Annotated in this window: 1 protein-coding gene; it reads right to left on the bottom strand. The window is 50.7% G+C overall.

Translation table 11 applies throughout. The features are described 5' to 3' along the window. Window positions 1–487 precede the first annotated feature (487 nt). Window positions 488–717 (bottom strand): hypothetical protein (locus BWI97_RS27785; protein WP_158242845.1); only part of this gene is annotated, 230 nt, incomplete at its 5' end.

Below are 717 nucleotides of genomic sequence, written 5' to 3' on the forward strand. Positions count from 1 at the left end.
TTTCATACTAGTTTATTCCTGTGTATTAAGTTTTGCCCGCATTGCATACGGGTCTATTTATATTGAACCCCTTCGGGGTTGACAAGCCTAGTTATACAATGAGCAAACCATTTTCACGCAATTTACCGCCGATGTCCGACGATAAAAAGGCCTGAAAACTGACCCCAAATGGATCCCGATTTGTACCCAAGCCTTCWGCTTCGTAGGACTGTTTTAGTTTTTTCGAACGACGCCGGTTCGGTTACCTGAATGGTCGGTAACGTATCCGTTAGCCATTGACCCGTAGCCGCATCCGTTACGAAGCCCCACTCCTGTTTTCGATCGTAGAAGGTCAATTCGGCCAGATCGACCCGGTGTTTCCCGCGTTTTTCCTCAAAAAAGCCAGCGAAGGCTCCTTTCCCAACCAGACGGTCAGGGCATTGGGACGAATGTCTTCTTCCTGATCTTCCACTCGCTGAATATAATTCGGCGGAATCGTCGTTTTCGGTTACCCGAAACTACGAAACCATTCCTGCAAAGGAAACTCAAAACAAACGCCGTGCATGTAGTTAAAGAGCGATTTCCTTAACCCCTCAGCGAAGCCGGTCGTGGTTGGCTCCCAGCGGGTCGGCGTGATCCAGGTCGTTGTCGGCAAATCGCCCGCAATGGGGCCAATCCGCTGTACGTCGAATGCTTCCGGCTGTAACCTACGGACGAGTGGGCCGTCATGGCAAAGCG

The sequence above is a fragment of the Siphonobacter sp. BAB-5405 genome (assembly GCF_002872335.1).
GTDB lineage: Bacteria > Bacteroidota > Bacteroidia > Cytophagales > Spirosomataceae > Siphonobacter.